The sequence below is a fragment of the Arthrobacter ulcerisalmonis genome (assembly GCF_900609065.1).
Classification (GTDB): Bacteria; Actinomycetota; Actinomycetes; order Actinomycetales; family Micrococcaceae; genus Arthrobacter; species Arthrobacter ulcerisalmonis.
In genome coordinates, this window is the sequence record NZ_UXAU01000046.1 from 1 (window position 1) to 23,250 (window position 23,250).

34 protein-coding genes and 1 pseudogene are annotated in these 23,250 nt (G+C 67.6%); 29 read left to right on the forward strand and 6 right to left on the reverse strand.

Going from position 1 to position 23,250, the window contains the following annotated elements; all coding sequences use genetic code 11:
* Positions 1-224 precede the first annotated feature (224 nt).
* The 18 genes from PSET11_RS16105 (at position 225) to PSET11_RS16190 (ending at position 13,023) form a co-directional block, all read left to right on the forward strand.
* On the forward strand, positions 225-512 hold the full coding sequence (locus PSET11_RS16105; RefSeq protein ID WP_124093341.1) for a helix-turn-helix domain-containing protein: 288 nt from the start codon (positions 225-227) through the stop codon (positions 510-512).
* A gap of 1 nt (position 513) precedes the next feature.
* Positions 514-1,053, forward strand: coding sequence for a hypothetical protein (locus PSET11_RS16110; RefSeq protein WP_124093342.1), 540 nt, complete (start codon positions 514-516; stop codon positions 1,051-1,053).
* Positions 1,011-2,135 carry a M23 family metallopeptidase gene (locus tag PSET11_RS16115; protein ID WP_238989202.1) on the forward strand — a complete coding sequence of 375 codons (1,125 nt, stop codon included), beginning with the start codon at positions 1,011-1,013 and terminating at the stop codon, positions 2,133-2,135. Before PSET11_RS16110 ends, PSET11_RS16115 begins: the two co-directional genes overlap by 43 nt.
* A gap of 14 nt (positions 2,136-2,149) precedes the next feature.
* On the forward strand, positions 2,150-3,511 hold the full coding sequence (locus PSET11_RS16120; RefSeq protein ID WP_124093343.1) for an AAA family ATPase: 1,362 nt from the start codon (positions 2,150-2,152) through the stop codon (positions 3,509-3,511).
* Positions 3,508-4,380: an FHA domain-containing protein gene (locus tag PSET11_RS16125; RefSeq protein WP_160118994.1), complete on the forward strand. Its 873-nt coding sequence runs from the start codon at positions 3,508-3,510 to the stop codon at positions 4,378-4,380. Before PSET11_RS16120 ends, PSET11_RS16125 begins: the two co-directional genes overlap by 4 nt.
* A gap of 65 nt (positions 4,381-4,445) precedes the next feature.
* A complete protein-coding gene (locus tag PSET11_RS16130) occupies positions 4,446-4,700 on the forward strand; it encodes a hypothetical protein (RefSeq protein WP_124093345.1) in 255 nt (84 codons plus the stop codon).
* Between the two features lie 243 nt (positions 4,701-4,943).
* Positions 4,944-6,959 (forward strand): hypothetical protein, encoded by a 2,016-nt coding sequence (locus PSET11_RS16135; RefSeq protein ID WP_124093346.1) that lies wholly within the window; start codon positions 4,944-4,946, stop codon positions 6,957-6,959.
* Between the two features lie 336 nt (positions 6,960-7,295).
* Positions 7,296-8,177 carry an ArdC-like ssDNA-binding domain-containing protein gene (locus tag PSET11_RS16140; RefSeq protein ID WP_068484200.1) on the forward strand — a complete coding sequence of 294 codons (882 nt, stop codon included), beginning with the start codon at positions 7,296-7,298 and terminating at the stop codon, positions 8,175-8,177.
* 47 nt (positions 8,178-8,224) lie between these two features.
* Positions 8,225-8,848 carry a DUF6349 family protein gene (locus tag PSET11_RS16145; RefSeq protein ID WP_068484202.1) on the forward strand — a complete coding sequence of 208 codons (624 nt, stop codon included), beginning with the start codon at positions 8,225-8,227 and terminating at the stop codon, positions 8,846-8,848.
* A 26-nt stretch (positions 8,849-8,874) separates the two neighbouring features.
* Entirely contained in the window at positions 8,875-9,186 is a 312-nt protein-coding gene (locus tag PSET11_RS16150; protein ID WP_068484203.1) for a hypothetical protein, read from the forward strand.
* Positions 9,187-9,595: 409 nt separating this feature from the next.
* Entirely contained in the window at positions 9,596-9,844 is a 249-nt protein-coding gene (locus tag PSET11_RS16155) for a glutaredoxin domain-containing protein (RefSeq protein WP_005053817.1), read from the forward strand.
* A 60-nt stretch (positions 9,845-9,904) separates the two neighbouring features.
* Positions 9,905-10,321 carry a hypothetical protein gene (locus tag PSET11_RS16160; protein WP_068483738.1) on the forward strand — a complete coding sequence of 139 codons (417 nt, stop codon included), beginning with the start codon at positions 9,905-9,907 and terminating at the stop codon, positions 10,319-10,321.
* Between the two features lie 49 nt (positions 10,322-10,370).
* The gene (locus tag PSET11_RS16165) at positions 10,371-10,628 is read left to right on the forward strand and encodes a hypothetical protein (protein WP_124093347.1); all 258 of its coding nucleotides are present in this window, start codon (positions 10,371-10,373) and stop codon (positions 10,626-10,628) included.
* 50 nt (positions 10,629-10,678) lie between these two features.
* On the forward strand, positions 10,679-11,062 hold the full coding sequence (locus tag PSET11_RS16170; RefSeq protein WP_068483742.1) for a single-stranded DNA-binding protein: 384 nt from the start codon (positions 10,679-10,681) through the stop codon (positions 11,060-11,062).
* A gap of 246 nt (positions 11,063-11,308) precedes the next feature.
* On the forward strand, positions 11,309-12,106 hold the full coding sequence (locus PSET11_RS16175) for a ParA family protein (protein ID WP_068483744.1): 798 nt from the start codon (positions 11,309-11,311) through the stop codon (positions 12,104-12,106).
* Positions 12,103-12,507, forward strand: coding sequence for a ParB family protein (locus tag PSET11_RS16180; RefSeq protein ID WP_068483746.1), 405 nt, complete (start codon positions 12,103-12,105; stop codon positions 12,505-12,507). Before PSET11_RS16175 ends, PSET11_RS16180 begins: the two co-directional genes overlap by 4 nt.
* 1 nt (position 12,508) lies before the next feature.
* Positions 12,509-12,751 (forward strand): hypothetical protein, encoded by a 243-nt coding sequence (locus PSET11_RS16185; protein ID WP_124093348.1) that lies wholly within the window; start codon positions 12,509-12,511, stop codon positions 12,749-12,751.
* 8 nt (positions 12,752-12,759) lie between these two features.
* Positions 12,760-13,023, forward strand: a complete 264-nt coding sequence (locus PSET11_RS16190) for a hypothetical protein (RefSeq protein ID WP_124093349.1) — start codon at positions 12,760-12,762, stop codon at positions 13,021-13,023.
* A gap of 2 nt (positions 13,024-13,025) precedes the next feature.
* Here PSET11_RS16190 and PSET11_RS16195 read toward each other — a convergent pair whose 3' ends face one another.
* Positions 13,026-13,304, reverse strand: coding sequence for a hypothetical protein (locus PSET11_RS16195; RefSeq protein ID WP_082775568.1), 279 nt, complete (start codon positions 13,302-13,304; stop codon positions 13,026-13,028).
* 167 nt (positions 13,305-13,471) lie between these two features.
* Between PSET11_RS16195 and PSET11_RS16200 the strand changes: the two genes are divergently transcribed.
* Entirely contained in the window at positions 13,472-13,645 is a 174-nt protein-coding gene (locus PSET11_RS16200; RefSeq protein ID WP_068483752.1) for a chemotaxis protein CheY, read from the forward strand.
* A gap of 96 nt (positions 13,646-13,741) precedes the next feature.
* On the opposite strand, the gene PSET11_RS16205 is transcribed toward PSET11_RS16200, so the two are convergent.
* A complete protein-coding gene (locus tag PSET11_RS16205; protein ID WP_124093350.1) occupies positions 13,742-14,404 on the reverse strand; it encodes a DUF1345 domain-containing protein in 663 nt (220 codons plus the stop codon).
* 79 nt (positions 14,405-14,483) lie between these two features.
* Between PSET11_RS16205 and PSET11_RS16210 the strand changes: the two genes are divergently transcribed.
* The 4 genes from PSET11_RS16210 (at position 14,484) to PSET11_RS16225 (ending at position 16,886) form a co-directional block, all read left to right on the forward strand.
* Positions 14,484-15,014, forward strand: a complete 531-nt coding sequence (locus tag PSET11_RS16210) for a TetR/AcrR family transcriptional regulator (protein ID WP_068483756.1) — start codon at positions 14,484-14,486, stop codon at positions 15,012-15,014.
* 3 nt (positions 15,015-15,017) lie between these two features.
* The gene (locus PSET11_RS16215) at positions 15,018-15,365 is read left to right on the forward strand and encodes a DMT family transporter (protein ID WP_124093351.1); all 348 of its coding nucleotides are present in this window, start codon (positions 15,018-15,020) and stop codon (positions 15,363-15,365) included.
* Entirely contained in the window at positions 15,365-15,685 is a 321-nt protein-coding gene (locus PSET11_RS16220; protein WP_068483760.1) for a DMT family transporter, read from the forward strand. Before PSET11_RS16215 ends, PSET11_RS16220 begins: the two co-directional genes overlap by 1 nt.
* Before the next feature lie 97 nt (positions 15,686-15,782).
* The gene (locus PSET11_RS16225) at positions 15,783-16,886 is read left to right on the forward strand and encodes an AI-2E family transporter (protein ID WP_160118995.1); all 1,104 of its coding nucleotides are present in this window, start codon (positions 15,783-15,785) and stop codon (positions 16,884-16,886) included.
* Here the strand turns inward: PSET11_RS16225 and PSET11_RS16230 are convergent.
* On the reverse strand, positions 16,883-18,085 hold the full coding sequence (locus tag PSET11_RS16230; RefSeq protein WP_124093352.1) for an MFS transporter: 1,203 nt from the start codon (positions 18,083-18,085) through the stop codon (positions 16,883-16,885). The two genes, PSET11_RS16225 and PSET11_RS16230, sit on opposite strands and share 4 nt — an antisense overlap.
* 43 nt (positions 18,086-18,128) lie before the next feature.
* Between PSET11_RS16230 and PSET11_RS16235 the strand changes: the two genes are divergently transcribed.
* The 4 genes from PSET11_RS16235 to PSET11_RS16250 all read left to right on the forward strand — a co-directional run bounded on the left by PSET11_RS16235 (position 18,129) and on the right by PSET11_RS16250 (position 20,522).
* Complete coding sequence (locus tag PSET11_RS16235) at positions 18,129-18,521, forward strand: MerR family transcriptional regulator (RefSeq protein WP_203416006.1); 393 nt, start codon at positions 18,129-18,131, stop codon at positions 18,519-18,521.
* Between the two features lie 220 nt (positions 18,522-18,741).
* Positions 18,742-18,984, forward strand: coding sequence for an antitoxin VbhA family protein (locus PSET11_RS16240; RefSeq protein WP_124093353.1), 243 nt, complete (start codon positions 18,742-18,744; stop codon positions 18,982-18,984).
* Position 18,985: 1 nt separating this feature from the next.
* A complete protein-coding gene (locus tag PSET11_RS16245; RefSeq protein WP_124093354.1) occupies positions 18,986-19,795 on the forward strand; it encodes a Fic/DOC family protein in 810 nt (269 codons plus the stop codon).
* 139 nt (positions 19,796-19,934) lie between these two features.
* Positions 19,935-20,522 (forward strand): recombinase family protein, encoded by a 588-nt coding sequence (locus PSET11_RS16250; RefSeq protein WP_124093355.1) that lies wholly within the window; start codon positions 19,935-19,937, stop codon positions 20,520-20,522.
* Here PSET11_RS16250 and PSET11_RS16255 read toward each other — a convergent pair.
* From PSET11_RS16255 to PSET11_RS16265, 3 genes are all read right to left on the reverse strand, one after another.
* A complete protein-coding gene (locus PSET11_RS16255; RefSeq protein ID WP_124093356.1) occupies positions 20,503-20,751 on the reverse strand; it encodes a helix-turn-helix domain-containing protein in 249 nt (82 codons plus the stop codon). The genes PSET11_RS16250 and PSET11_RS16255 overlap by 20 nt on opposite strands.
* Positions 20,748-20,972, reverse strand: coding sequence for a hypothetical protein (locus PSET11_RS16260; RefSeq protein WP_124093357.1), 225 nt, complete (start codon positions 20,970-20,972; stop codon positions 20,748-20,750). The genes PSET11_RS16255 and PSET11_RS16260 overlap by 4 nt, the downstream gene beginning before the upstream one ends.
* Before the next feature lie 254 nt (positions 20,973-21,226).
* Positions 21,227-21,598, reverse strand: a complete 372-nt coding sequence (locus PSET11_RS16265; protein ID WP_124093358.1) for a hypothetical protein — start codon at positions 21,596-21,598, stop codon at positions 21,227-21,229.
* 254 nt (positions 21,599-21,852) lie between these two features.
* On the opposite strand from PSET11_RS16265, the gene mobC reads away from it, so the two are divergent.
* Both mobC and PSET11_RS16275 read left to right on the forward strand, forming a co-directional pair.
* Complete coding sequence (gene mobC / locus PSET11_RS16270; RefSeq protein WP_124093359.1) at positions 21,853-22,251, forward strand: plasmid mobilization relaxosome protein MobC; 399 nt, start codon at positions 21,853-21,855, stop codon at positions 22,249-22,251.
* Positions 22,248-23,114, forward strand: a pseudogene (locus PSET11_RS16275) (relaxase/mobilization nuclease domain-containing protein); the annotation flags it as partial. The gene mobC and the pseudogene PSET11_RS16275, both read left to right, overlap by 4 nt.
* Between the last annotated feature and the right edge of the window lie 136 nt (positions 23,115-23,250).

The window sequence follows — 23,250 nt, forward strand, 5'->3', positions numbered from 1 at the left end:
GGTGCTGAAAACGACACACTTCAAACCCGTAAATACAGGGCACTACGGCGACCGGTAAAACCTTAGCGTCGGATGTTTCACTTTTTCACAAGCCACCCCCCTTACAGGGAAACACTAACCCCCAATACCCCGAACAAGGAAGGGTCAACCCGAATGAACCCGAACCTGTACATCTGCCCCCGAATGAGTAAGCTAGTCGCGTGGCCCCACCAGGAGGAATCCCGATGACCAGCGATGACGACAGCGAGGCGATCAACCGCGATGCGGTCGACCGCCTCTTCGACCAGAGCCCTCCGACGCTCGGCGCGACCGAAGTCGCGGAACGACTCGGAGTCTCTGCGAAGAGTGTCTACACGTGGCTCAAAGACGGGCTAATCCCCGGCTACAAGATCGGCACGACCTGGTTCGTCATCCGTGACGAGCTGAAAGACACCCTGCGCAAGGGTGCCAACACGAAGCGGGATACCGGCCCCGTGCTGGTCATCCGGACGGAAACCAAGCAAGGAGATTGACATGCGGAAGATCGGGCCGGCACTACTCATCGTGGTCACGGCGGCGACCCTGACAGCCTGCACGGCACCGAACGATGCGCCAGCGCCTTCCCCCAGTGCCAGCAGCTCCGGCCCGATCTATCCCGACCTCGATCAGTTCACTCCCGCGCCGACCGGCGCTATCGACGCCGATAGCGGCGAGACGCACGGCCCGCGGCCCGTGCCGACGTGGGACGAGGAATCGCGCGAGAGCGCCACCGCGGCCGCCGTGGCCGTGATGACCGCCTACGCCCGTCCCGATCTTCCGTTCGAGCAGTGGTGGGCCGGTTTGCAGCCGCTCCTGGACGGCAAAGCCACCCAGGACTACGCCTACATGGACCCCGCCCGCATCGTCGCGAGCAGCGTCACCGGCACCGCCGTCATCACCGACGACACCAGCGCCTACGTGGCATTCGTCGACGTCCCCACCAACGCCGGCACCTACGGCGTCGTGCTGAGCCGGGCCGACGCTGACTCCCCGTGGCTTGCGTCCCGGTTCATCCTTCCCGAGGGCGTGAACTAGTGGCCGGCCCCAAGGGCAGCGGCGTCTACGCGATCGCCGCTGTCCCGCTCCTCGTCATCGGGTCGCTGTTCGGGCTCCTCCTCGTTGGGGATGACAACTGCGGCCCGACCGCCGGAGGCGGCGGATCGGGAGTCTCAGTCAACCCGGACTCGGTGCCACAGACCGAAATCGCCGGCTATGGCCACGAGCAGCTTGTGAACGCCGCCAACGTCATCAAGGCGGGCGCAGACCAAGGGCTGAACGTTCGCGATCAGACCATCGGCGTCATGACCGCGATGGGCGAATCCAGCCTCCGAAACATCGACTACGGCGACTGGGAAACCGGCGGCGTCACCAACCCCGACGGCACCCGCACGACCTCGATCGGCCTGTTCCAGCAGCAGGACGGATGGGGCACCCGCGAGGAGCGCCTCGACCCCTACATCTCGTCGACGAAGTTCTTCCAGGCGATGGTGGCGAAGGTTCCCGACCGCGAGTCGCTGGAACCGACTATCGTCGCCCACCGCACGCAGGTGAACGCCGACCCGTACCACTACACCCAGTTCTGGGATGGCGCGGTGCAGATCGTCGAAGGGCTCTCCGGTAAGACCACCGGACTGAACCCCGGCGACGGCAGCGCCAGCGGCGGCAAGTGCGACCCAGGCGTCCCCGGCAGCGTCAACCCCCAGGGCTGGGCCGCGCCCGGCGCCGGCCCCATCACTGACCCCTACGGGATGCGCCTGCACCCCATCGACCAGGTGTGGCGGCTGCACGCCGGAACCGACCTCGCCGGAGGCGGCTGCGACGGCCCTATCTGGGCCGCTCAGTCGGGCGTCGTCACCTTCCGCGGCTTCGACAGCGGCGGCAACGGCGTCATCGCGATCGACCACGGCGGCGGCGTCACCACCCGCTACCTGCACATGTACGACTCCGGGATGCTCGTCCAGGTTGGCGACAAGGTGAAGGGCGGTCAGCAGATCGCCCGTGTCGGCAGCAGCGGACAATCCACCGGATGCCACCTGCACTTTGAGGTCCAGGTGAACGGCGAAAACACTGACCCGGCCCCCTTCATGGCTGCGGTCGGAATCCAGCTCGGACAGTAGATCAGGAGACGACCATGAGCAGCATCGAAGTACCCACATTCCCCAAGATCGAGGCGCGTACGCACGCGAACGGATCGGGAGAGGTCACGATCAACGGGACGTCGTACCCGATCGAGACGACCACTCTCGAGGATGCTCGCGCAGCGATCCTCGCCCGCGTCGCTGAGACGGCCGGGAAGATGCAGCGCCCCGTCCGCGTCACCACGACCGGCCCCGACGGGGAGTGGCCGCTGATCGTCCACCCCGACGGCAGCGTGGAGGCTGACGACAGCCTGCCGGCCCACCCCGCACCCGTCGAGGAGGTCGCGCCGGAGCCTGAGCCCCTGCCGGAACCGACGCCCGCGCCGATCGACAGCGTGCCCGCTCACGCGGCCCCTCCGGCCGCTCCTGCCGTCGCTGAGGGGAACGCATGGGTGCGGCAGGCTCCGACCCCCGCGCCGGAGTTCCCGAGCCGTCGTGAGGCCCGGCAGTCGTTCCTCACGCAGGAACAGATCGAGGAGCCGGCTACCCAGGGATGGCGCGGCACTCTAACCCGCTTCGGCATCCGCATGAGCCCCAGCGAGTCCGAGCGCGCCGAGCGCTCCGACGTCCTCGCCGTCTCGCAGCACTGGCCCGGCCCTCGCACAATCGCCGTGGTGAACGGCAAGGGCGGCGCGGGCAAGACCCCGACCACTGTCCTCCTGGCGGCTGTGTTCGCCCGCCACGGCGGTGCGGGCGTGCTCACGTGGGACAACAACCAGACCCGCGGCACGCTCGGTTGGCGCACCGAGCAGGGGCCGCACGAGGCGACCTTGCTCGACCTCCTCCCCCAGGTCGACCGCCTCCTGAGCACCGGGGCGCAGTCGGCCGACCTCGCCCACTTCGTGCACCACCAGACGCGCGACCGGTTCGACGTGCTGCGCAGCAAACCGATGGCGCTCGCGCACGAGCAGCGTGTGGAGCCGAGCGACGTCGACGCGATCCACGCCGTGGCCGCGAAGTATTACCGGCTGATCTTCATCGACTCCGGCAACGACGAGTCGGACCCGATGTGGCTGCGCATGATCGACCACACCGACCAGCTCGTGGTCGCCACCACGACCCGCGACGACCACGCCGAGGCCGGCGCGCTCCTCCTCGAAGCCCTCGCAGAGCGCGACGCCGGATCGGCCGAGCTGGCCCGCGATGCCGTCGTGATCGTCAACCAAGCCGACCCCAAGTCGACCCCGGCCGAGCTGGCGCGCGTAGCCGAGGGCTACCGCTCGCTCGCCCGTGAAGCCGTGACCGTCCCCCACGACCCCGCAATGGTCGACGGCGTGCTGCGCTTCGGCTCGCTGCGCCCCGAGACGCAGCGGGCATGGCTCGCAGCCGGCGCGGCGGTCGCACGCGGGCTGTGAACGCCACACAGCCCGTCCCAGGGCTCCATCGCGTCCCGGAGTGGCCCCGGCTCGCCGCCGAGGTCACAGCCGACGGCACAGGGACGCTCACGGTCAACGGCCAACGGCGCGCCTGCGCGGCCGAGTCCGTCGCCGCGCTGCGCACAGGCATGATCGCGCGCGCCGTGGCGATCGCCACCCAGCTACGCCGGCCGATCCGCCTCGACGTCACCGAGGACGGCCGCACACACGCCCTCGCCGTGCGGCCCGAGGGCTACGTACAGCTCGTCGGCGCCGACGGCACGATCCCCGCCGCCGACGGCCTCGGCATCGACGAGGGCCGATGCCGTATCTGCCGCCGCCTACAGCCGGTCACGTCGACGACGTGCGTCCAGTGCGCCGTCGACGAGCCGCTGCGCGTCGAGGTCGCCCCCCTGGCCGAACCGAACACCGTCACGCCGCCCGCGGCCGCCCCGATCACGCGCCCGAATCCCGTTGAGCTCCGCGAGCTCGACGAGCTGCACGACGTCGAGCAGACCCGCGTCACGCGCCGCTCGACCCCCGCACGCCCGACGCTGCGCCTGGCCTTCAACACGCAGCGCAGCGTCGCCGCCGGCCCCCGTGTGGTCATCGGTCGCAACCCCGAGCCCGTCGCCGGCCACGAACCGCTCAGCATCGCTACACCAGGCCGGATGCTCTCGCGCACACACGCGACGATTGCCGTCGACGCCGCTGGTCGCATCGTCGTGACCGACCTCGATTCCGCGAACGGCATCGAACTGCAGTCGGCCCCGCCGCGGTGGTTGACCCCCGGTGAACCGACCCCGATCCCCGACGGATCGACGATCCTTCTTGGTGACGTCTACTGCACCGTCGAGCGCGCGCAGTGAGCTACACCTGTGGCCGTCGGCGTGTCCTCCCTTTTGCGTTAAGGAAAAGCGGCAGGATGAGCCGCATGGGAGCACAGCACGGAAGGCCGAGCAAGGGACGTCGCGACGCGATTCTGGCGAAGCCGCCCGTCGAGTTCGGCGCGATCTTGAAGAAGAACGCCGACGCCGAAGGACTCTCCTACGGCGAGTACCTGGTGATGCTCGCGGCCGACGCGCTGGGGATGCCCCAGTACGCGCCGCCGCTCCCCCGCGATCGCGCAGCAGAGCTGCCGATCCCCGAGCTGAACACGTCCAAGGGGGCAACCACGAAAGCCGCATAGAACGAGCGAACCCCCCGCCTCTACGAGACGGGGGGCCGAAGCTAAGTGCCTGATCTTCTGAGTTTGGCGACGCGGTAGATCAAGGCAGTTCCAGAGAAAACCGGTAGGGAACCGGACCTTCGCTGTACCCAGCGACCGGAGTCGAAAGGTGGTGCCATCATAGCGCGGCAAGTTGAAAAGCGATATCGCTTTGCCGACGGCGAGTCCTGGATTCTCACCGCCGCGGTGAGCCCGCGCCCTCGTGTGCGCGTCGCCGTCGTCGACGCCTACGGCACCGTCCTGAATGACTACCGCGATCGCGCGATCGGCAGGGCCGCGCCGGAGCGCCCGTGGGCGGTCTACCTGGCCGGCGCCGATCGCCGGTTCCGGCTCCTGGCGTTCGACCTCGACGCGCACGGCGACCCCGCGGCGGCAGCTCGCGACGCCGACGTGCTCGGCGGCCTCCTCCGCGACGTCGGCCTGCCCTACGTTCTCTGCGAGTCCGGGCCGACCGGCGGCCGGCACCTGTGGGTCGCCCTGGCCGAGTCCGTCGACGCCGAAACCGTCGCCACCCTCGCCCGCCTCACCAAGCACCTGTGCCCCACCCTCGACCTCTCGCCGCTCAGCAACGCCGTAACCGGCTGTGTGCGGCCCCCAGGAGCGCCCCACCGTGCCGGCGGGCACTCCACAGTCCTCAGCGGCGACGTGGACGCGCTCAGCGCCCCCACGGCCACCGCAGCCCAGGTGCGCGCGCTCGTGAGCCTCGTCGCCGGCCTCGTCGACGACACCGAGCCCGCACGGCCCATCGACCCCCGCTCACCGCTCCCGCTCGACTCCCACGGCCGCCTGCACCTGGCCGGCCCACGCCGGCAGCTCCCCGCCAACAGCGCCGCAGCGCTGCGCGAGACGCCCCTCGACGCCTCAGCGACGCTCTGGCGCGTCCTGATCGGCGCAGCGGCCGCCAGGTGGCGGCACGCCGACGTCGCCGCCCTCGTCGACACCGAGCCCGGCCTAGAGCACGTCCGCAGCCGCGTCACGACCCGCGGCCGCGCAGCTCGCCCGCGAGGCGAGCAGGCCGCCGTGCTCGGCCGGCAGTGGGACAAGGCCGTGCGCTACGTCGCCGGGAGTGACCGCCAGATCGGGGACGATCCCACGTTCGACCGCCGCGCCGACGTCATGGCCGCGCACGTCCGCGACGTGCAGCAGCGCGCCGACGCGGCCGCCGGCCGCTGGACCCGCGGAGGCGGCCCAGCCGATCGCCGCATCCTCGACGTGCTGAGCTTCCTCGCCCTGCACGCCCTCAGCGGCTCCGTGGAGGCCGACACCCGCCGCCTGGCCCTGTCGGCTGGGGTCGGCCGCGAGACAGCCAGAACGGCGCTCCTGCGCCTCGCGGAGGACGGATGGATCGCCCAGACAACGGCCGCCGACGGCACCCGCGCCGCTCACTGGACGATCGACCCACAGAGCGTTCTCCACAGCAACCTGGTTCATGCCCGGTCACAAGCGGACCCACGCCCCCCTGGGGCTGGGGCCGCTGAGAGAACGACCCTCCTCGCAACGCTGCGCACACGAACGACGGATGCCGCGCACGACCTGTTCACCGCTACCCGCCCTGCGCTCGGTCACCTGGCCGGGAACCTCTACGCACGGATCGACACCACAGCTCGCACCCTCGACGAACTCTCCCCCACCATCGGCGCCGATCCTCTCCGAACCCGTCGACTCCTCGACCGCCTCACCTACGCCGGCATCGTCGAGCGCAGCCGCGAAGGATGGCAGCGCGTCGACGCCCACTCCCCCGACGCCGCCGCCGAGCGCGCCGGAGTCGCCGGCCGACTCGACGCCCGCGCAGACCGCTACCGCGTCGAGCGCGAAGCATGGGCCTGGTGGAAGGCCGAGGAGGCGTGGATGCGCGCACCACGTCGACCCGACGCGCGACGTCGACCGAGCCGCGGTCAACTCTCCCTCGTCCCCGAGGACGGCACCCACGCCTACGGCCCGCACCCGCGCCGAGCCGATGGCCGGCTGGACTACGCCGCAGCTCGACGGATCATCATCGAGGAGCGCGAGGGAACAGCCGTACGCCCCTACGAGCGCGACGCCGACGGAGATCTCCGCTCGAGAACCCTCGTCGACGATAGCCCCGCGATCGACACCGCCGAGGGCGAGTGGATCGACCCCGGCTATTGCTCCCACGGAATGACCGTCGGCATCCGGTGCCGATACTGCGACGGCCCGGCCACGAAGCAGCTCGACACCCCGCAGCGCCGCGTCGCGTAGAGCCGATCCGCTGCGCGGAGGCGAGCCCACGGGCTCGCTGGTCGAGCCGGCGTCGCCGGCACTGTCAGGGCCTACGGCCCGTTCTTTTGCCGTGAAGCCTTCGGCAGCATACGGTCGTCAACCCTCCACCCAAGCGGCTGCGCCGCCGGCTCCTCCGAGACTTTCGGCACGCGGTCGCTGCGCTCCCTTATTTCGCGCCGAAACTCTCTCCCCCACCGCCCTACGGGTTGTGCTCCGGGCATCCTCCCTAGCGGCGGTAAACCGCCTTCACGGCAAAAAAACGTGGAGGGGATGAGCAGGGAAATAACCCTATTACCGGCACGGAAGGTTCCGAACATGGCACGCAACGTCAAGACCACCAAGACCCCCGAGCAGCGTCGCGCCGAGGCCGAGGAGCTGCAAGCCACGATCGCGGAGCAGGTCGAGGCGCTGCGCGAGTCGGAGGCGTGGGCGCGGTTCCTGGACTTCACGAAGGCATTCCACCGCTACAGCATCAACAACCTGTTGTTGATCTTCGGCCAGTGCCCCGAGGCGTCCCACGTCGCCGGTTACCGGACGTGGCAGAAGCTCAACCGCCAGGTGCGCAAGGGTGAGCGCGGAATCCGCATCTTCGGCGGCCGCGACGTGCGCGAGACGGTCGAGAACCCCAAGACCGGCGAGGACGAGGAGCAGCGCCGAACGCTGTTCTTCCCGGTGTCCGTGTTCGACATGGGACAGACCGACCTCATCGACCCCGAGGCGGGCGACCCGACCGACATCGCGCGGCCGCTGACCGGAGACGACCCCGCGGGCATCTTCGACGCCGTGGCCGACTACCTCACCGGCAAGGGCTGGACCGTCGAGCGCGAGAGCATCCCCGGAGGCGCACACGGCTACACCGACCCCGAGGGCCGTCGCGTCGTGCTCGACTCCGACCTCTCCCCCGCCCAGGCCGCAAAGACCGGACTTCACGAGGCCGCGCACGTCATCCTGCACGCCGAGGAAGATCACGCCGAGTACGTCGAGCACCGCGGCACCAAGGAAACCGAGGCCGAGAGCGTCGCCTACGTCGTCGCCGGGATTCTCGGACTCGACACCAGCGCCTACAGCGTCGGCTACGTCGCCGGGTGGAGCAACTGCGACGCCGAGACGATCAAGGCCACCGCGGCAAACGTGCTGCGCGCAGCTCACGCCCTGGCCGACGCGCTCACCGAGCAGCCCGAGACCGTCGCCGCCTGAGCGGCAATAACTCTATTGCCGTCAAGACCGTTAGAGGAGAAGGAACGATGACCGCGGAAACCCTGTTCGACCTGGCCGAGTTCGAGCGCGAGGCCGTCGCCGCGACCGCATGGGACGGCGCGCCCCTGGCCTACACGACGAGCTACTACAGCCCCGCCGAGCTGGATGCAGCATTCGACCGCTACCGCGCCGAGTTCGGCGGCTTCGGATGCATCCCCCGCTCCCACATGTGGCACCGCAACAGCTACAACCAAGGCGAGCGCGCCGCGACCGACGACGGCCACGAGCTGCACATGTTCTACGCCGACGCCTGGTGCAAAGAATCCGACCACGACCACACCGCCGACCCGCTCCCCGGCGGCGGCCGCTATCAGGCCGTGTGCCCCGGCTGCGCCTGGCACATCATCACCGAGCGCGAGAACGACGCCGTAGAGGCGTGGCACGACCACGCCCTGCCCGGCTGGCGATCACTGCCGATCATGCCCCGCCCCGCCGCAGCGGCCACCGACGAGAAGAAGGCGCGAGCCGCCGCCGCCAAGTGGTGCGCGGCCAACTACCCCGCCGAGTGGCAGCGTCCCGGCTCCCCCGTCCGCACCATCCGAGGGCCGCACGGCGGCCGACACGTCGAATCCCGATCCCCCTTCGGCGGCTACGACCTCGCGGCCGACTGACCACCCCACCAGACAGGAGAACCAGCATGGACACCCTCACAGAATCCGACGTCGCCGACCTCCTCGACGACCTCGCGCAGCTCCTCCCCTTCCCCACGACGCTCTACACCGACATGGGCGCGGATAGCTGGGCTCCACAGCTCTACTTCGGCCCCGTCGACCCGTCATCAGACCTCGCAGCCCACCGCGCCGGAATCGACGCCGACACCGTACGCCCGGTGTGGTGGATCGACCTCGACGGCGGAACGCGAACGATCCTCCTCGACGAGGTAACCCCCGACGACGTGTGCAACGTCGCCGCCCGAATCGCGCAGCTCTACCCCGAACACCGGCAATAACTCCAATACCGTTCCGAGCGGCCCCGCAATAGGGTTGGTGGCGTCGGCAGCACAGTCCGCGCCCCCCAGCGAGACACGCAGCCCCGGCACCCGCTCCCCGCCGCCACGTCGCCCCCCCAGACCGCGCGGCGGGGAGCCTCTACAGCGGCCGACGCCGGACGGAGCCGGCGCCGGCTAACGGACGGCCGGACGGAGCCGGCCGACTGCAGGGGCCTGTCGGCCCGTTCTTTTGCCGTGAAGCCTTCGGCAGCGTACGGTCGGCCAACCTGCGCGCTAGTGCTTTCGCGGCATATCCTCCCTCGCTGCGCTCAGTCCGGTATTCCACGGTCACTAGCACTCCGGCCGTCCTCCCTAGCGGCGAATGAATTCGCCTTCACGGCAAAAAAACGAGGGGTGGGAGGATTACCAAATGGAAGCGCTAACCGTCTACACGACCGGCCCGCAGTGTGGGAAGTGCCGCATGACGAAGATGATGCTCGACAGCAAGGGCGTCCCCTACGTCGAGGTGAACATCACCGAGAACCCCGACGCGCGCGAGTACGTCACCGAGGAGCTGGGCTACACCGTGGCCCCGGTTGTCGTCGTCGACGATGACGATCACTGGTGCGACCTCCGACCCGACCACATCGAGCGGGTAGCCGCTCACTTTGCCGCCTGAGAACAGTAGTAAATAACTCTATTACCGCTTATACTGGTAATACCTACCCAAGGAGGAACCATGAACGCTCGCAACCTGACCCCGTATGACCGAGGCACCCGCCTAGAGCCGCAGCTCTGGCCGCTCGGGGATGACCCTGACAGCTACGGCCGGGTCGACTTCGACAACGACGAGTCGGCAACCGTGTTGACGGCCTACGTTGAACGCGAGGGCGACGGCTACGCGATGCACGTCGCAGGGATGGCCGAGCCCCTGAGCCTGGTCGTCGACGGCGGCGGGCGCGTCGTCCCGGTCGACGCTGAGCTGTGCGCGGGGATTGACGAGCTGCTGGACATGGCCCGCCGAGGCCGCGAGGACTTCGAGCACCAGGCGAGCTATGGCGACTACACCGCCGAGGATCGCGCGGCCGCCGATCGCCGTTGGCTGCTGGCCCAGAAGGTGGCCGAGCTGCTGCGCGGAGAAGCGGAGAAGGCTTGATGCGAATAGAGTCATTTACTACAATAGAGTTATTACTAAGGAGGACCGCATGACCACTCAGACCATCACCGTGACCCGGCTTGCCGATCTGCGATTCGGTGACCGGATCAAGAGCTGGGACGGCCGCCCCTACAACCCGCCCCGCCGGGTCGTGTCTGAGCTGGGGACGATCACCGCCGGTTCCCCCGTGCAGGGCGTCCGCTTGCAGAACCCCAACCCCACGAGCCCTATCGAGCTGGTGCTGTATCCGTCGCAGATGGACGGCCGCCGATTGGAGGTTGAGCGCGAGACATTCGATCCGGCATAATAACACTATTAGCGGCAACACCTGTAATACCGACCGAAGGAGAAGAACCCATGAGCTACATCACCCGCACCGGCAACCTGGCCGCGACGCCCACCCTCCGCGAGGGGGATAACGGCCCGTACACCTACGCCCGCGTCCTCGTCAGCGACCGCATCCGCCAGGAGGACAACAGTTACACCGACGGCCCCACCGTGGCCTACGACGTCGCCGTGAGCGGCAACCAGGCTGTGAACCTCGTCGAGGTCGCGGAGCAGTCGGGCAACGTCCGCGTGACGTTCTCGGGCCGCTACCGCGTCACCGAGTACAAGGGCGAGCAGGGCACCCGCTTGCAGCACGAGGTCCGAGCCGATGAGGTCGCGGTGAGTCTGCGCGGGCAGAGCGTCCGCGTCGTCGGCAAGCCCGCCGCCGAACAGGGCGACGACACCCCGTTCTGACCAGGCTTGGGGGAGGGGCGGCCGAGAACGGTTGCCCCTCCCCGCCTGATGCCGAAGGAGGGGCACCAGCATGAACAAAGAGTGGGCCATGTGGGCCACCGCGGCGATTCTCGCCGTCACATCAACGCTCCTGTGGCTCGCGCAGCCGATCAGCACGGGTAGCGATCTTTGGCCGTTCTACTGACCAACCCGCATCACCGTCAATAGCTGTATTAGAGTTGTTCCCGTCAACGGAGGTATTTTCTTATGACCGCTCGAATTCTCGCCCTCTGCAACCAGAAGGGCGGCGTCGGCAAGAGCACGACGCTATTTCAGCTCGCGCGCGTCGCGGTGCTCGCCGGTCGCCGCGTGCTGGCGGTCGACAACGACCCGCAGGGCAACCTCACGAGCAACATCACGGCCGAGGAGGTCGACGCCGAGCAGGCGGGCCTGGCCGACGTGCTAAGCACCCGCGCAGACGACACTATGCGCGACGTCATCGTGCCGGGACTCTGGCCCGGCCTCGACGTCGTGCCGACGTCCGGGGCCTCACTCGGGAACGTGCGGGATGAGCTGGTCATAGCCGGCGCCGGCCGAGAGGTTCGGCTGCGCGAAGCGTTGGCCCAGGTGATCGAGGACTACGACCTGATCCTGATCGACTCCGCGCCATCCCTCGACCAGCTCACGATCAACGCCCTCACCGCGGCCGACGGGGCGGTGATCGTCACCCACACGAAGAAGTGGAGCCTTGACGGGCTCGGGCAGCTCCTCGACACGATCGGGAACGTCCAGCGGTACTACAACCCCGGACTGAGCGTCGCCGGAATCATCGTCAACCAGCACGAGGAGCGCACCGTCGGCGGGGCCGCCTGGCTCGACGAGCTCCGCGCGGCCGCCGAGGGCCGCGGGCTGCGCCTGATCGGTCGACCCATCCCCAAGCGCGTCGTGATCGCAGACGCCACCGAGGCCGCGCGCGGCCTCGACGAGTGGGGGAGTGCCGAGGCAACCGCGCTCGGAGCGATCTACGCCGAGCACCTGGCAGCTATCGAAGGAGATCCGTCATGAACCGTCCCGCCCCCCGTAAGTCGAGCCTGTCGAGCGCGAGCCCGTTCGATCACCCCACGGCCCCGGAAGCGTCCCAGGAGGCTCCCGCAGCGGCTCCGGCCTCCACTGCGCCCGCCCCGGCGGCTAAGAGCGTCACAGAGCCGCTGAGCGCCGCTGAGAAGGGGGAGAAGCCCGGCAAGCCCCCGAAGATCACGATCTACCAGCACCCCGACGACTCCGCCCGCATGCGCGGAGCGATCGTCGCCTACATGCGCAACGTCGGCATGACGAACCTGTCGAAGTTCGCGAACGAGGCGATCATGGAGAAGGTGGAGCGCCTGGAAGCTCAGTACAACGGCGGGGAGCCGTTCGAGCCTGTCGGCCCGGGCGTGCTCACCGTCGGTCGACCGATGGGGGAGTGACATGGTTTCTCGCACTGCAACAGCCGTGATCGTCAAGGCGTCGACGGTCGCCACCGATGGCGTCGAGGCGACGCGCTACTACGGCCCGTTCCTGCCGCACGTCGGCTCGGCCACGACGACGTTTCTCGAGGAGCTGGAGGACGAGCTGAAAGACTCCGGCCGTTACCGGAGCTGGGACGTTTCAGTGGAGGACGTGTTCATCGGAACCGACGAGTCCGATTGCGAAGTCCGCGCGACCAGGTAGGAGCACGCATGGCTACTCCATCGTCAATCGGCCTGCAAGCGGCGGGCCTCCTCGCAACGCTCGGAGACCCCGACGCCGACCCTAATCGTTCGCACGCAGTCATCGTTACGGACCCTGTAGTGAACCCCGGATTTCTAGAGGCTTACGGGCCGTACGAGAACGCGGCCGAGGCGGCCGCAGCGCTCGAAGTCATCCGGGCCAAGATCGACATGGGCCGGCCTGGCGGGTGGGCGTGGACGTACACCGTCACACCGCTCCGATCGACCCCATAGGGCTACGGCGTGCGCTGTACCGGAGTGACCGCGGACGCCCAGACCCAGGCGCGGTACTCGGTGCCGCGGATCGAGAACACCACCCCGACGGCATCCGCCGTCCAGCGCGCCGCTACCGCGTCGACGAGCGCAGGTTTCAACCCGAACCGCACCCAGGCTCGCACCGGCTTGGGTCGAGGGTCGATCGTCACCGGCTCGGAGTCCAAGCGCAGCTCCTCTGGCGTGAGTGACTGCAAGGGGCCAGCGCTCACCACCGCCTGTTCCAAGATGCGCTCATTCATCAGACGGTCGTAGTGGTGCGCATAGCGCTTGTTGCTCCCGATGGCCGACTCCTCCCCGGCCAGGATGAGACTACCGTTATTCGAACATGTGTTCGATTTGCGCGGTTCTTTGCTTTGCCCCCGAGCGCATGTCAGTTACGATCCGGGAAGCTCTGGGGGGAGTGTCTATGACTGAGCGAGTAGCGGAACGGGTGCGCCGACTGCTGCACGAGAACCCGGAGCTTGAAATCCGGTTCACCGAGGCGATCACGCGGGATAGCTACTACCAAGGCCCCGTCGTGCTGTTCTTGCACCCCACGCACCAGGCCCTCGTCGACGAGCTGCGCGCCGAATCTCGCTGACACTGACGGACCGACGCGATCTTTCCAACTATTGCTTACGTCGTTGGAGATTCCGATGGCCGTCTATCAAGGCGTAACTAGGTGATTTCGTTGAGTTCAGGCACGAGCGATCTGTTGGATCACTTGGATGGCTACGGCGACGACGAGGGCGTTGTAGAAGAAGCTCACGATGCTGTGTGTGAGGACGAGCCACCGCATCCGCACGGTGGCCACGGTGGCGTCGGATGTCGCGAACGAGGTTCCGATCGTGAACGCGAAGTACAGGAAGTCCGCCAGGCCGGGATGTGTCGTGCGGGGGAATTCGAGCGCGGGATGCTCGGGGTCGCGGTGTTGGAGTGTTTCGTAGACCTGGGCGAAGCCGGTGTGGAGCAGGTGCCAGGACAAGATGATGCCGATCGCGGCCGCCACTCCGAGGAATACCGTTTCCCCTCGGGGAGCTTCGGCGGGAACGCGGATTGTGATCGCGAGAACGGCTGCGTTCACCCCGACGAGACTGGCCATGAGCGGTAGCACCCACGACAGTGTGTCTAGGGTTCCCGATCGGCGGCTTCCGTCTCGGCCGGTGATGCTGCGCCGCCAGGTGAGGATTGACCCGGTGAGGAGATATGCCGTCGCTAGTGCTTCCCACACGATCAGCACGACCACGCTTCCGGAGAGCACGTACCCCACTGCCACGAGCACGGTCACGAGTTCTGCAGCAGTGACGAGGTAGTCGGCCCAGCGGTGCGTTCCCTCGCGTGTGGGCCGCTCTGCGTCCATGATCGCTTCCCCTCAAGATTCGCCAGTCTCAGCAACCCTACAGCTTGGTTACCTTCCGGCCGGATGGTAACCTTTGGTTATGGGAACTGAGACACCGCATTCGATCATCGCCGCGGCCTTCGCGCAGCTGGAAGAGGGCGGGTCGGTGTCGTTGGATTCGGTCGCCCGCGCGGTCGGGTTGACGAAGCCCGGAGTGATGTATCACTACCCCACTAAGGAAGCCCTCATGCTCGCGCTGGTCGATTCGGTCCTGGACCGGTGGGAGAGCGAGCTCACCGCCCGACTCGGGGTTACTTCGTCCCAGGCGGGCCCGCATGATCGGATCCGCGCCTACCTGGACTGGTCGCTTTCCGGAGAGTTCAGCGAAACAGACCTGGTCGCGATGAGCGACCCGAAACTACGCCGCACCCTCACCCACCGGTGGACGGAGCGCCTCGCACCCTGGCTGACACTGCCGACCGATCTAGCCCCCGACGTGCGGGCGCGACTGATCGCCGCACGACTCCTCGCCGATGGCGGCTGGCTCGCCGACGCCACCAACTTCTTTCCCCCCACACCCGATGAACGCGCCCGCGTTCACCTCCTCGCCCACAACCTGATTAAGGAATAGCAAATGAAGAAATGGCTCCTGCTCGCTGGAGCGATTGTCAGCGAGGTCACGGCCTCGCTCGCCCTCCAAGCCGCTCAAGACCACCCCGCCTGGTACGTCGTCGTCGGCGTCGGCTACGTCGCCGCTTTCAGCCTCCTCGGCCTCGTTCTCCGGCAGGGCATGGCACTCGGTGTGGCCTACGGCATCTGGGGGGCGATGGGTGTGGCGCTGACCGCTATCTTCGCCGCGATCATCTTCGGCCAACCCCTCACCCTGATCATGATCCTTGGCCTGGTCCTCATCATCGGCGGCGTCCTCACCGTCGAAATGGGCTCCCAAGCTGCGATCCGCAAGCGGGAGGCGAACGCCTGATGGTCTGGCTCTTCCTCATCATCGCCATCATCCTCGAAGTCGGCGCCGCACTGTCCCTGCGGGTGGCCACGAATGGCAAGAAGCTGTTCTTCATCGCCGTGGTCATCGGGTACCTCGGTGCGTTCTTCTTCCTCACACAGGTCCTCTCGCTGGGCCTTGGCATCGGTGTCGCCTACGGAATCTGGGCCGCGTCCGGCGTTGCGCTCACCGCGGTGGCCAGCAAGTTCCTGTTCAACGAGCCCTTCACCTGGGTGATGGCCGCCGGTATCGCGCTCATCATCGGCGGTGTCCTCCTGGTCGAGCTCGGTGCTGCCCACTAACCGGCCGAGCGCCGCCGTCCGACGGGCGTCCACAAATAGGATGCACGTTCGCCGCTTCCCCGCGAGCCTCGGCTCCCGCGGAGGCGGGAGGGGTGCGTTGTCCTCCGCTGGGCTTGCTGCGCATCCGTTCAGGTATGCGCTTATCGCCACCCTCGGCGTCGGGTGTGGGATGGCGATCCTGGCCGCGATCGGCGCCCTGGGAACCGTCCTCGTGTACATCGGACTAGCGTTCTTCCTGGCCATCGCCGCGGAACCGCTCCTCAGCTACGCGCAGCAGCGAAGAATGCCTCGGTGGGCGGCAGTTCTCACTATCGCCTTCATTCTCCTCGTCGGCACCGCGTTCCTCATCACTGTGATCCTTCCAGCAGTGTCCGAACAGGTCACGGCCGTCGCTAACCAGGCCTTTACGCTCGTGTCGGCGATCCCGGATCAGCCGTGGTTCCTCTGGCTGATCGGCATGATCGGGGATGGTCTGGACGTGAACAATCTGCTGGCGAACGCGACTGCTTTCCTCGCGAATCCAGATCAGCTCTTGAAACTCTCTGGTGGTCTGCTAGAGGTTGGCACCGGCATCATCGACGCCATCACTGGTGTGATCATCGTGACCGTTTTGACGATCTACCTCGCTCTCACCATGCCGGCCATCAAGGCGAAGGCGTACGAGCTGGTCGCGTACCGCGCCCGCCACCGAGTGAAGTCGATCGCGGAGGAAATTCTGCAGTCTGTTGGTCGTTTCGTCGGGGGACAGATCGTCCTCGCGTTCGTCAATGCGCTCGTAACGTTCATCGTGACCTCCGCGGCGGGAAGCCCAGCTCCTGCCCTCCTTTCTCTGATCGCCTTTATTGGTGCGCTCATCCCCGTTGTCGGGCCTGTCATCGGAGCGAGCATCGCGGCCATCATCACACTCGAGACGGGCCTGGTTCCGGCCATCGTCGTTGCCGCCATCCTGCTCGCCTACCTGCAAGTAGAGGCCTACGTACTCACGCCGCGAGTCATGGCCCGCGCCGTAGCCATGCCGGGAGCACTTGTTATCGTCGCTGCCCTCGGTGGCGCTGCCCTCGGCGGCATTCTCGGTGCCCTTGTCGCGGTGCCAATCGCCGCTGCTGGCATCACGATCGTCAACCGGGTCATCATCCCCCATCAACAAGCGGGTGTACCGCGGGTGGTGCGGCTCCGCCGCCGGGAGGATTCGGCAAGCTAGCGGGTACCTTCATGCGGGGTGTTGAGGGGGCGCATCAGCGCTAGCGCGAAGGTTCCCACTGCCGCGGCGGTGACTGCGATGAGAGTGACGGCGATAGGACCGTGGTCGAGGACAAGGCCGCCGAGGGTGGCTCCGGCTGCGACACCGAGGTTGAGGACGGTGACGACGATGCTTCCGGCCAGAGGTCGGAATGCGCTCGTGGATACGCGCATCACCCGGGTTTGCAGGATCGGGGGAAACGCGCCGACCGCGATTCCCCAGATCGCAACTCCGATGATGAACACGACCGGTTGCCCTGAGCTCAAAGCGAGCACGGCGAGACCAACCGTCACTAGAGTTGCCGCGGCGACGATCGCACCGCGTGGGTACCGGTCGGACGCGAAACCGGACCCGGCGATACCTACTGCCCCGCTCACTCCGAACACCAACAGCATCAAGGGGATCGTGGCACCGGGCAGCCTGCCCAACTGGGTGACTAGTGCCGTGAGGTAGGTGAAGACAGCGAAGTGCCCGACCAACACCAGCCCTCCCGCGATCGCTACCGCAATCACTCGGGAAGCGCTGCGATCCCACCCGCCGCCACCGGCAGGCATCGTTGACGGTACCTGCGGCAGGATGAGCCAGAGCACCGCGGCGGTCATAACAAGAGCCACAGATAGGCCGATGAAGATGGCCCGCCACCCCACCACATCGGCCAGAGCCGCCGCGATCGGTAGTCCGGCAAGGCCGGCGAGCGTGGGCCCAGCCAAGACGATCGCCAGCGCCCGTCCGAGCCGCTCGGCAGTGATGACGGAGGCGACGTAGGAAACGACGAGTGCCCAGAACAGGCCGTGCGCCGTCGCGGCGAGGATACGACCGGTAAGTGCGAGCGGGAGGCTAGAGGCGGTCGCGGTGAGCAGGTTCGCTGCCGCGATCACGATTAGACACGCTGCCAGCAGTGGCGTGCGGGGTAACCGGATCGTGAGCCGCACAAGTGGAATCCCCACGATCGCAATGGTGAGCGCCCAGGCGCTCACCAGCAACCCAATTGCTGATTCCGAGACGCCCAGATCGGCGCTCATTACCGGCAAGAGCCCAGATGGCAACATCTCGACCGTCACCGTCAGCAGCGTCGCCGCGGTCAGCACCGCCAGAATCGGCCAGGCCCGGTGCGGACCGGCGGTGCCGGGCAGGGGTAAAGGCGTCGATCGTGTGCTCATGCTACTACGCTAAAGATTGACACCACTGTCAAGGTCAAGCCTGGTGCCCCAAGTCCCAGGCGAGAGAGATGAGCGGATGCGGATCGGTGAGATATCCCAGCGCAGTGCAGTCGCGCCCCGAATGCTGCGCTACTACGAAGCCCAGGGACTCCTCCAACCTGGACGACACCCCAACGGGTACCGCGACTACTCCGAATCCGATCTGAACCAGGTCGTCACGATCCGAGACCTCTCTCGCTCCGGTGTCCCGACGCGATTCATCAAGATTGTCCTCGACCGCCAGAGCGGCCAATCCGGATGGTCGAGCACCTGCGACGACATCCTCGCCCGCATGGTCACCGAACAGATCGACGACCTCGACACCAAGATCGCCTGCCTCACCACCAGCCGCGCAGCGCTGACCCAGTTCCTCCGCGAAACCCACGCCAACACCTAACGCAGCCATCGACGCGCCGCCTGGTAGTCCGGTACTCGGTCTCTTGTAGGAATCCGCAACGGACCGAAACTGATCGATTCCGGCACGGCCGCGATCGACACCGCGGCGACGTCGACACGCCGTGCCGAAAGTCCGTGCCGAAACCCTCTTGTGCCGAAACTTCTTATAGACCGTTTTCGGGAAAACCGGTAGACTGGTAGGACGACGAAGGGAGCCCATCGTGGCTGAGACATTCACGGTCGAGCAGGAGTGGCCGGAGCTGTTCGCGCAGCTCGACGCGACGCAGCGCGACAGCGTGCGCCAGGCCCTCGCCGCTGGATGGCACGAAGGGTTCACCCCAACCCGCGAGGACGTCGAGAACGTGACCGACTACACCCGCGGGGCGATCGACCTCGCGGAGTACCGTCGACGCGGCCACGCTGCCGCTCGCCGCGCGGCCGGCGTCGTCGGCGCCGCCCGCTGACGTGGCATCCCAGTTCGATAGCTGGGAGTCGTACTTCTACCCCGACACGATCGACCCGGATACCGGGATCGGGACGCTGCGCAACCTCTACGAGGAGCGCGACGCGCGGGTGCTGTCCCGGATGGAGTACACCGACACCACCGTGCGCGCCGTGCAGCTCGGTAACGGCGAGGTCGAGATAGCTCGCACGTTCGACGGGGCGCACCTACGCGCGATCCACGGGCACCTGTTCCAGGACGTCTACGAGTGGGCGGGGGAGTACCGCACTGTCGAAATGTCGAAGGGTCCGGGCCGCGGATTCGGTGAGGTCAGGTCGGGCGAGGTCGACCGGTATCTGTCGGACGCGCGCCAGCTCGTGACCTCGACCGACTGGGCCAAGATCAGCCGCAACGATTTCGTGGCCACGGCGTCGACCGTGTTCGCCTACGTCAACCAGGCGCACCCCTTCCGCGAGGGCAACGGCCGCACATCGAAGGTGTTCATGGCCCACGTGGCCGAGCAGTCGCCGTACCGGTTCGACTTCGCCCGCGTGAGCCCGGAGCAGTGGAACGGGGGATCGGCCATGAGCCGACCCGACATGTTCGCCTACGCTCCCGAGCCCGCATCCCTCGTCCCCGTGTTCGCCGCGGTGACCGTCGAGCGCACGGCACCCCAGGCCGGCCCTGACCGGGCCGCTCAGGTCCGTTCCGCGCTCAGTGCGTCGTATCCCCGCCCCGCGTCCGAGGCGACCCGCCAGAGCCCGCAGCAGGGCACCCAGGCCCGACGGGGGAGCGCCGGCTATCGCTCCGATCGCGGCACCGGCCGGGAGTGACCGTGACCGATCCCGAGGCCGCCACGAGCAGCGCCGCCGCCGAGCGGCGATCGCGCCCCCGGCGTGAGAGAACCCCGATCTATGACCAGCTCGCCGCCGACCGAGAGCGCCGAGCACAAGAGCAGCAGGAGGCCGAGTCATGACGAACGTCGTCGGTTACGCGCGAGTGTCCAAGCGTGAACAGAACCCCGCCGCTCAGGAGGCCGAGCTGCGCGCAGCAGGAGCCGTCCGGGTGTTCGTCGACCATGGCGAATCGAGCCGGATCGCAGACCGCCCGCAGTGGCTCGCCTGCCTCGACTACCTCAACGAGGGCGACACCCTCCTGGTGCGCCGCCTCGACCGGCTCGGAGGATCGGAGCGGATCATCATCGAGACGCTGCACGACCTCGACCGCCGGGGCGTGAACATCAAGAGCCTGACGGAACCGATGATCGACACCACCACCCCAATGGGCCGCGCCCTGTTCGGCATGGTGGCCGTGTTCGCGCAGCTCCGCGTCGACACGATCCGGGAGAACACAATGCGCGGCCTCGCGCACGCGAAGGCGCAGGGTCGGGTCGGCGGCCGGCCGTCGAAGATGACGCCGGAGAAGATCGCAGAGGCGCAGCGGATGCGCGCCGAGCGTGCCAGCCTCGACCACATCGCCGGAGTGCTCAGCGTCGGGAAGTCGACCGTTGCCCGCGCGCTCAGCAAGGCCGATCAGGAGCTCACCCAGGCCCAGCGCTAGCGCCGTCCCGGTCATCGTGCAGGAGGACGCCCGGAGCCACATCGAGCGCGCCGGCTATCGCGTTCAGCTCGTCGACCGTGAGGCCCGCCGGCCTCCTCAGATGCAGCCGCCGAGCGAGGGTGCGTGGCTTGATCCCGGTCGCGTCGGCCAGCCACTCGACCGTTAGACCGCGGGTGTCGAGCACGCGCCGGATGCGCTGCGCGACCTGCACGGCGATGGATCGCGTCATCGTCCGTCACCGTCCGAATCGCTCTCGCGGGTGAGCGTGTCGATCACCGTCACGACGTCGCTCCCCGGCACCGTCACGGACGCCGCCAGCCGGTAGCCGGAGCGGCCGTAATCGTAGAGCTGTTGGTCACGCTCGCTCACGTTCCGCATCAGCCGGCCGCGCTCATCGTCCGACGTCGGCAGCGTCGTTGTCAGCGTTGCGAAACTCACGGGTCCACTCATCGTTCGATCCCATTCCCTTGTTGTGTGTCCGATGAAAGTAGGCAGTTCGGCGGTACGCCGAGGTGCCGGCTTTCTCGGAACACTTGCCGGCTTGCACGCAGCGGAGAGCCGGTCAAGGGGAGCCCGCAGGGCTCTCCCGAAGGGACGCGAAGCGCCCTTGACGGGATCGGGAGCGGAGTGCAACCCCGCAGCGCGGGGACACACGAAAGCCCCACGCCGCAGAGCGGAACGTGGGGCCGGAACCGTGCCAGCGATCAACCCTCGGTAGAAGGCTCCGACTGCGCATCGTCAGCCGCCGCAGGGGCCGAGCTGGACGCAGGCTTGCGCGTCGATCGACGTCGGGTGCGCGCCTTCTTGTCGGGCTCAGCGAACCCGATCTTCCGCAGCTCATCGGCAGACCATCCGGCGCTCAGCGCCGCCGAATAGGCGCGCACGTCCTCTCGCTCCGCGGTCGCGATCCTCTCAGCGATCCGCGCCTGTAGATCGGCCAGCTCGCGTGCTGTCTCGTCGCGCACATCACTGAGCGACTGCCGCGCCTCCGCAACGGTACGAACCGCTGTCAGGCGGTCATCCTGTAGACGTCGCGCGCGTTCGATTGCTTCCTCTGGTGTCAGTTGCGTAGCCATACACAAATCGTACGGATCGCGCCGTTCGAAGTCGACGCCTGTCGACACATTAAAAGCACGCCGAGGCGAAGCCTCGACCACTCCCGTCTGTCGACGTGAGCGAACCCGAATGGAGTCCCAGACGGAGCAAGCTAAATACTTAGCAGGGCTAAGTGGGCTTGACCCCTCGACAGTCGTCGACGGGTGCGGCACACTGGACGTGTGGTCCCCGCACGGGGCGGGGTCGCTGCGCTGGGCCGAAGGAAGGGGATCGCATGTCAGATGAGACGGCAGCCGCGCCCCAGACCGAGCGGCGTCGGCGCGCGAATGCCCCCGGCGGCCGGAAGCACAAGCACGAAGTGAAGGTGACTCCCGAGGAGGAGGGCCGGCTGCTGCGCCTCGCGCTCGCTCAGCGGGTGACGATCCCGCGGCTGCTGGTCGAGACGACCCTTGCATCCGAGACGGGGGAGACGGTCACCGAGCGGCGCAACGCGATCGGGAAGCTGTTCGAGCTGCACCGGCTGTTGGCCGCGGTGTCGAACAACGTCAACCAGATCGCGAAGGCCACCAACGCCACCGGTCAGCGTCAGGCAGAGACAGACGCCACGCTCGCCGCCGTGCGCCGAGTCGCGGAGCGCATCGACGCCGCCGTGGATGAGCTGAGCCTGTCATGATGCCGAACGTTACGCGCGGCGATCGGATGCCCGGCCTCGTGTCCTACCTCGTCGGCGGCGGCCGCCACAACGAGCACACGGAGCCGCACCTGGTGGCCGGCGATCACGCGCTCATGGCGTGGTACGACGATGCGGAGCTGAGCGTCGACAACGCGAAGGCGATCGCGCGTCACCTTGACCGACCGCGCACCGCTATGGGCGTCGAGGTCAAGGGCGGTCACGTGTGGCACGCCTCACTGTCGCTGCGCGCCGAGGAGGGCATTCGCACCGACCAGGAGTGGGCGGCGATCGCGCAAGACTTTGTGTCCGCGATGGGGTTCGACGACAACGACGGGACCAAGGCCCCGTGCCGTTGGGTCGCGATCCGTCACGGCCTCTCACAGGCCGGCAACGACCACGTGCACATCGCCGTGAACCTCGTTCGCGAGGACGGCACGAAGGCGTCGACGCACCTGGACTACCAGCGTGCACAGAACGCTGCGCGCGCGCTCGAAGTCAAGTACGGCTTGGAGCAGTTGGAGTCGACGAAGGGGGAGCGTGCGACTCGCGGCTACAGCCCCGCGGAGCAGTCCCGCGTCGAGGAGCGTTCGGCGCTCATGGCGCAGCGCAAGTACGAGCAGCACGCCGCGCGCATCGGGGGAGAGCAGCCCGAATGGCACCGCCTCGACCCGAAGGAACGCCAGGCACGCATCACGGCTGAGGTTCGACTGAACGCGCCCCGGAACGACCTCGCGCGCAGCGTCCGAGCGGCAGCCGGCGCGAGCGAGAACGAAGCCGAGTTCGTGCGCCGGCTGCGCCGCTCCGGCGTCCTCGTCCGCCCCCGGTTCGCGGAGGGCACGACGGACGTCATCACCGGCTACTCGGGGTGGCTTGTGAAAAAGTGAAATATCCGACGCTAAGGGGACTGTGTAAATAACGGTGTATCCGGCTCGACACGCCGGGCGGTGAGCCTGGCGGGGAGGAGCCCGATATGGCCGCAACACTTGAGGCTGTGCCGAG